The sequence below is a fragment of the Bacillus sp. LR_5 genome (assembly GCF_042709275.1).
The window spans coordinates 1-6,156 of sequence record NZ_JAVAXX010000339.1 but is presented as its reverse complement, the minus strand read 5'-3'; the positions used below and the strand labels follow the sequence as shown (position 1 = coordinate 6,156).

General features: G+C 45.1%; 4 protein-coding genes. All 4 read left to right on the top strand.

Annotated elements, in window-relative coordinates; translation table 11 throughout:
- On the top strand, nucleotides 1-595 hold a 595-nt coding region (phoP, locus tag RAC86_RS33925; RefSeq protein WP_377886567.1), incomplete at its 5' end, for a two-component system response regulator PhoP.
- A complete protein-coding gene (gene phoR, locus RAC86_RS33920; protein ID WP_029726381.1) occupies nucleotides 588-2,327 on the top strand; it encodes a sensory box histidine kinase PhoR in 1,740 nt (579 codons plus the stop codon). The genes phoP and phoR, both read left to right, overlap by 8 nt.
- Nucleotides 2,328-2,570: 243 nt before the next feature.
- The gene (polA, locus tag RAC86_RS33915; RefSeq protein ID WP_019712902.1) at nucleotides 2,571-5,213 is read left to right on the top strand and encodes a DNA polymerase I; all 2,643 of its coding nucleotides are present in this window, start codon (nucleotides 2,571-2,573) and stop codon (nucleotides 5,211-5,213) included.
- 22 nt (nucleotides 5,214-5,235) lie between these two features.
- On the top strand, nucleotides 5,236-6,066 hold the full coding sequence (mutM, locus tag RAC86_RS33910; protein WP_019712903.1) for a DNA-formamidopyrimidine glycosylase: 831 nt from the start codon (nucleotides 5,236-5,238) through the stop codon (nucleotides 6,064-6,066).
- The last annotated feature ends 90 nt before the right edge of the window (nucleotides 6,067-6,156 follow it).

Genomic DNA, 6,156 nt, shown 5'->3' with positions numbered 1-6,156 from the left:
AACAGAGAAGCCTGATTTGATTGTGCTTGATGTGATGCTTCCAAAATTGGACGGAATCGAAGTATGCAAGCAGCTGAGACAGCAAAAACTGATGTTTCCCATTTTAATGCTGACAGCGAAGGATGAGGAATTCGACAAAGTATTAGGGCTGGAGCTCGGTGCTGATGATTATATGACCAAGCCGTTCAGTCCAAGGGAAGTAAATGCGAGAGTCAAAGCGATTTTAAGGCGTTCGGAAATAGCTGCGCCCTCTAGTGAGATGAAGAACGATGAAATGGAAGGCCAGATCGTAATCGGCGATCTGAAAATCCTGCCTGATCATTATGAAGCGTACTTTAAAGAAAGTCAGCTTGAATTGACACCGAAAGAATTCGAACTGTTGCTCTATTTAGGCAGACATAAAGGCAGAGTTCTGACAAGAGACCTGCTGCTGAGCGCAGTCTGGAATTATGATTTTGCCGGAGATACGAGAATTGTTGATGTTCACATCAGCCATCTTCGCGACAAAATTGAAAACAATACCAAAAAACCGATCTACATTAAAACGATTAGGGGATTGGGGTATAAACTGGAGGAGCCAAAAATGAATGAATAAATACCGTGTGCGCCTTTTTTCTGTATTCGTTGTCTGTATGATTCTGGTGTTTTGTGTTCTCGGGCTGTTTTTACAGCAGCTTTTTGAAACATCTGATCAAAGGAAAGCAGAGGAACACATTGAAAAAGAAGCAAAATACTTGGCTTCGCTTCTTGATGCCGGCAATCTGAATAATCAAGCAAATGAGAAAATCATTAAAGATGCAGGCGGCGCGCTTGATGTGAGCGCATCCGTTATCGATACAGACGGTAAGGTGCTGTATGGGTCAAACGGGAGATCGGCTGATTCCCAAAAGGTGCAGGCGCTTGTTTCTGGCCATGAGGGTATTCTGTCAACAACAGATAACAAGCTTTATTACGGACTTTCACTTAGAAGCGAAGGTGAAAAAACAGGATATGTGCTGCTTTCCGCCTCTGAAAAAAGCGACGGCTTAAAAGGCGAATTGTGGGGGATGCTGACGGCCAGTCTTTGTACCGCATTTATCGTCATTGTTTATTTTTATTCCAGCATGACCTCACGTTATAAAAGGTCAATTGAGTCAGCGACAAATGTAGCCACAGAACTCTCTAAGGGCAACTACGATGCACGGACGTACGGCGGCTATATTAGGCGTTCTGATAAGCTAGGACATGCGATGAACAGCCTTGCCATTGATCTGATGGAAATGACGCGAACGCAGGAAATGCAGCGGGATCGGCTGCTGACAGTCATTGAAAACATTGGCTCCGGGCTGATTATGATCGACGGAAGAGGCTTTATTAATCTCGTAAACAGGTCTTACGCCAAGCAGTTTCATATCAATCCGAATCATATGCTGCGCCGTCTTTATCACGATGCATTTGAACATGAAGAAGTGATCCAGCTTGTCGAAGACATTTTTATGACGGAGACAAAGAAATGCAAGCTGTTAAGACTGCCGATCAAAATAGAACGGCGTTATTTTGAAGTGGACGGCGTTCCGATTATGGGGCCGGACGATGAATGGAAAGGAATTGTGCTTGTTTTCCATGACATGACGGAAACAAAGAAATTAGAGCAGATGAGGAAGGATTTTGTGGCCAATGTTTCTCATGAGCTGAAAACACCGATTACGTCCATAAAAGGGTTTACGGAGACGTTATTGGATGGGGCGATGGAAGACAAAGAGGCGCTTTCTGAATTTCTCTCTATTATTCTTAAGGAAAGCGAAAGGCTTCAGTCTTTGGTTCAGGATTTGCTCGATCTCTCAAAAATCGAGCAGCAAAATTTCACGCTCAGTATCGAAACGTTTGAGCCGGCCAAAATGCTTGTTGAGATTGAAACGCTTCTGAAGCATAAGGCGGATGAGAAAGGCATCTCCTTGCACCTGAATGTCCCGAAAGACCCTCAATATGTATCTGGTGACCCGTACAGGCTGAAACAGGTATTTCTTAATCTCGTAAACAATGCGTTAACCTACACGCCTGAGGGGGGCTCCGTGGCTATCAATGTAAAGCCCAGAGAAAAAGACATTCAGATTGAGGTTGCCGATTCTGGAATCGGAATTCAGAAAGAAGAAATTCCGCGCATCTTTGAACGCTTTTACCGCGTAGATAAAGACAGAAGCAGGAATTCGGGCGGAACCGGGCTGGGCCTTGCGATTGTCAAGCATTTAATAGAGGCTCATGAAGGGAAAATTGATGTCACAAGCGAGCTTGGACGGGGAACTGTCTTTACCGTGACGCTGAAACGGGCCGCTGAAAAGTCCGCCTAATGTTTACAAAGGTTTAACAATATCTTCATGCACTGTTAAACCTATGCTGGTAGGATGTAGTAGAACCCCTTCATCCAAGGAGCCAATTTTGACGGCGGGAACCTATTTGTGTTCCCGTCCTTTTTTGTGTCTTCTCTTATAGTTCACGTATTTTCCTTTCAAATTGAACTTTGTTAAAATAAGAGGAGCTAATGACTATGTAAGAGATGAATGGAAGCCTGAGGCTTCTTAGGAGGAAATTGAATGACGGAACGAAAAAAATTAGTGCTTGTAGACGGAAACAGTCTGGCTTACCGGGCGTTTTTTGCATTGCCGCTGTTAAGCAATGATAAAGGTGTTCATACAAATGCTGTATACGGCTTTGCGATGATTTTGATGAAAATGCTTGAGGATGAAAAACCGACGCACATGCTGGTTGCGTTTGATGCCGGGAAAACAACATTTCGTCACGGCACATTTAAAGAATATAAAGGCGGCAGACAGAAAACCCCGCCTGAGCTTTCCGAACAAATGCCGTTTATCCGCGAGCTGCTGGATGCCTACCAGATCAGCCGCTATGAACTGGAACAATATGAAGCGGATGATATTATCGGCACACTGGCCAAATCGGCTGAAAAAGACGGATTTGAAGTAAAGGTTTTCTCAGGGGATAAGGATTTAACCCAGCTGGCAACGGACAAAACGACAGTTGCCATTACGAGAAAGGGAATTACCGATGTTGAATTTTACACACCGGAGCATGTCAAAGAGAAATATGGGCTTACGCCTGAACAAATCATTGACATGAAGGGTCTGATGGGCGATTCCTCAGATAATATTCCGGGTGTGCCCGGCGTCGGAGAAAAGACTGCGATTAAGCTTTTAAAACAATTTGATTCCGTTGAAAAGCTGCTGGAGTCCATTGACGAGGTGAGCGGAAAGAAATTGAAGGAAAAGCTTGAGGAGTTTAAGGATCAGGCATTGATGAGCAAGGAGCTTGCGACAATTATGACGGATGCTCCGATTGAGGTATCTGTTTCCGGCCTGGAATATCAAGGCTTTAATCGTGAACAGGTCATTGCCATCTTTAAAGATCTTGGCTTCAACACGCTTCTTGAACGGCTTGGAGAAGACAGTGCAGAAGCAGAACAGGATCAATCGTTGGAAGACATTAATGTCAAAACAGTCACAGACGTGACAAGCGATATATTGGTTTCTCCATCCGCATTTGTCGTTGAACAGATTGGCGATAATTATCATGAAGAGCCGATTCTCGGATTTTCGATCGTAAATGAAACGGGAGCTTATTTCATTCCGAAAGACACTGCCGTTGAGTCTGAGGTGTTTAAAGAATGGGTGGAAAATGACGAGCAGAAGAAATGGGTCTTCGACAGCAAGCGGGCTGTTGTCGCTTTGCGCTGGCAGGGCATTGAGCTGAAAGGAGCCGAGTTTGATACGCTCCTTGCGGCTTATATCATCAACCCGGGCAATTCATATGACGACGTTGCGAGTGTGGCTAAGGATTACGGCCTGCATATCGTTTCAAGTGATGAATCAGTTTATGGAAAAGGAGCAAAACGGGCAGTGCCGTCAGAAGACGTACTGTCTGAGCACCTTGGCCGAAAAGCGTTAGCAATTCAAAGCCTTCGGGAAAAGCTCGTTCAGGAGCTGGAAAACAACGACCAGCTTGAACTGTTTGAAGAGCTGGAAATGCCTCTTGCGCTTATTCTTGGCGAAATGGAATCAACTGGCGTCAAGGTCGATGTTGACCGTTTAAAACGGATGGGTGAAGAACTGGGTGCGAAGCTGAAGGAATATGAAGAAAAAATCCATGAGATTGCGGGAGAGCCGTTTAACATCAATTCTCCGAAACAGCTAGGCGTCATCTTATTTGAAAAGATCGGCCTTCCTGTCGTAAAGAAAACGAAAACAGGCTATTCTACGTCTGCCGATGTGCTTGAAAAGCTGGCTGACAAGCATGATATTGTCGACTATATTTTACAGTACAGACAAATTGGCAAGCTTCAATCAACATATATCGAAGGGCTTTTAAAGGTGACGAGACCGGATTCGCATAAAGTGCACACGCGATTTAACCAGGCCTTAACGCAAACTGGCCGTCTCAGCTCGACTGATCCGAACCTGCAAAACATTCCGATCAGGCTTGAGGAAGGGCGGAAAATTCGCCAAGCTTTTGTGCCGTCTGAAAAAGACTGGCTCATTTTTGCAGCCGATTATTCACAAATCGAGCTGCGGGTGCTTGCCCATATTTCAAAGGATGAAAATCTGATCGAAGCTTTTACAAATGATATGGATATTCACACGAAAACGGCAATGGATGTGTTCCATGTCGCTAAGGATGAAGTGACATCTGCGATGAGACGCCAGGCGAAAGCGGTCAACTTTGGCATTGTTTACGGGATCAGCGATTACGGTCTGTCACAGAACCTCGGCATTACTCGGAAGGAAGCGGGAGCATTTATCGACCGCTATCTGGAAAGCTTCCAAGGCGTAAAAGCGTACATGGAAGATTCAGTACAGGAAGCGAAACAAAAAGGATACGTAACAACCCTTATGCATCGCCGCCGCTACATCCCTGAGCTGACGAGCCGGAACTTTAATATCCGAAGTTTTGCGGAGCGGACGGCCATGAATACGCCGATTCAAGGAAGCGCCGCTGATATTATCAAAAAAGCCATGATTGACATGGCTGCCAAGCTGAAAGAAAAACAGTTGAAAGCAAGGCTTCTGCTTCAAGTACACGATGAATTGATTTTTGAGGCGCCAAAGGAAGAAATTGAAATTCTTGAAAAGCTTGTTCCTGAAGTGATGGAGCATGCGCTTGCATTAGATGTGCCGTTAAAGGTGGACTTTGCATCAGGCCCATCTTGGTACGATGCGAAATAAACAGAGATAGGAAGTGATGGATGTGCCGGAATTACCAGAGGTTGAGACGGTCCGGCGCACTCTGACCGGGCTTGTAAAGGGAAAAACAATCAAATCGGTAGAGATCAGATGGCCGAATATCATCAAACGGCCTGCCGAACCGGAGGAATTTGCGCGAAAACTAGCAGGAGAAACGATACAGTCCATCGGAAGACGGGGAAAGTTTTTACTGTTTCATTTAGATCATTATGTTATGGTTTCTCACCTTCGAATGGAAGGAAAATACGGTCTTCATCAAGCCGAGGAGCCTGACGATAAACACGTGCATGTCATATTCACGATGACGGATGGAACCCAGCTCCGGTACAGGGATGTGCGGAAATTTGGAACCATGCACTTATTTAAACCGGGAGAAGAAGCGGGCGAGCTCCCGCTTTCTCAGTTAGGTCCGGAGCCGGATGCAGAAGAATTTACGAGTGCGTATTTAAAAGAACGGCTTGCGAAAACAAACCGCGCTGTCAAAACTGCCCTACTGGATCAAAAAACGGTAGTTGGACTAGGAAACATTTATGTGGATGAGGCTCTTTTCAGAGCGGGTGTTCATCCCGAGATAAAAGCAAATCAATTATCAGATAAAACAATCAAAACCCTTCACGCTGAAATCAAAAACACTCTGCAGGAGGCGATTGATGCGGGCGGAAGCACAGTCCGTTCATATATCAACTCCCAAGGGGAAATCGGAATGTTCCAGCTGCAGCATTTTGTGTACGGAAAAAAAGACGAGCCATGCAAAAATTGCGGAACGATGATTTCGAAAATTGTCGTTGGAGGAAGAGGCACGCATTTTTGCGCAAAGTGCCAGAAAAAAAAGTAGCATAATGCTTCATCGTCCAAGCTGTCGGTGCATATATCAGTAACTCTGTAATGGAGGATGCCATTTTCGAAACACGGATTTTTCACTTTC

What these genes read in the sequence shown, in the direction of transcription:
- phoR (WP_029726381.1), top strand. Translation starts at nt 588, where the DNA reads ATGAATAAATACCGTGTGCGCCTTTTTTCTGTATTCGTTGTCTGTATG.
- polA (WP_019712902.1), top strand. Translation starts at nt 2,571, where the DNA reads ATGACGGAACGAAAAAAATTAGTGCTTGTAGACGGAAACAGTCTGGCT.